Consider the following 1,326-nt stretch of genomic DNA (forward strand, 5'->3'; position numbering starts at 1 on the left):
GGCCCGGTTGGGGTTATACGTGGCTGATGTGTTCGCCTCGGTGCCGCGCAAGGACCAGCGCGCCAAGGGCGACTGCTACCTGCGGGGACTCATGCTTGACGGCCGCCGCAAGTCGATCCAGGCCATGGCCGCTCGGCTGCCGGACGGCAACGAGCAGAACCTCCAGCAGTTCGTGAACCAGTCCACCTGGGATCCCGTGCCGGTGCAGCGCCGGATCTGCGAACGCATGCTGCCGCTCATCGCCCCGACGGCCTGGGTGATCGACGACGTGTCGGTGCCCAAGGACGGAAGAATGTCGGTCGCGGTGGCCCCGCAGTACTGCGGGGCCCTGGGCAAACGCGCCAACTGCCAGGTCGCGGTCAGCGTCCACGCCGCGACCGACACCGCTTCATGCCCGCTGCAGTGGCGGCTGTTCCTGCCGCAGGAATGGGAAGCGGACAACGACCGCAGGCCTGCCGCCCGCGTCCCAACCGAGGTCACACACCGCGAGAAGTGGCGGCTGGCTTTGGACATGCTCGACACGCTGGCCGACTGGGGAATGACGCCGCCGGTCGTCGTGGCCGACGCCGCCTATGGCACCAACGCACACCTGCGGGCCGCCCTGACGGACCGCGGAATCGACTACGTGCTGGCCGTCCGCGCGGACGTGAGCGCCCACCCCTTCGACGCGGAGCCCGAGACGCCGGACCGCAACGGACCCATCGGCTGCTGGCCCCAGCCCCGCTATCGACAGCCCGCACCGTCGCTGGCGGCCCTGGCCGCCGGTCTCGAGCCGCAGACGTTCACCACCATCGCCTGGCGGCAGAGCACGCGCGGGGAGTTACAGTCCCGCTTCGCCGCCGTGCGCGTCCGCCCCGCCGGCAAGGCCGTCGAGCGTCCGATCAAGGCCGCTGCTTCCTCCGAGCAGGGCTGGTGGGACGGCATCCTGCCCGACTGCTGGCTGCTCGTCGAGTGGCCAGAAGAGGCCGAGACTCCCACCGAGTACTGGCTGTCCAGCCTGCCGGCAGACACCCCGATCGCCGACCTGGTCCGCCTGGCTAAGTCCGCTGGCGCATCGAACACGACTACCGAGAACTCAAGCACGGCCTGGGCCTGGACCACTTCGAAGGCCGTTCCTGGCCTGGCTGGCACCATCACGTCACCCTCGTGACCGCCGCCCACGCCTTCCTCACCGAACAACGGCTGGCCCCAAAAGTCCCCGGGCCGGGCTCACTCTCTACCAGATCCTCGACGCCCTCCAAGACGTCTTGAGGTGCTGGACCGGCATCTGCACCACCTGCCACCAACCCCTGCCCAGCAGGACACACACAACACCAAGATCAAGAC

The 1,326-nt window shown here is 69.2% G+C and carries 1 pseudogene; it reads left to right on the forward strand.

What is annotated here, in order from left to right:
- A pseudogene (locus tag ACZ7GZ_RS43395) lies at positions 1–1,251 on the forward strand (IS701 family transposase); the annotation flags it as partial.
- Positions 1,252–1,326 lie beyond the last annotated feature (75 nt).

The sequence above is a fragment of the Streptomyces sp. NPDC037288 genome, assembly GCF_055603265.1.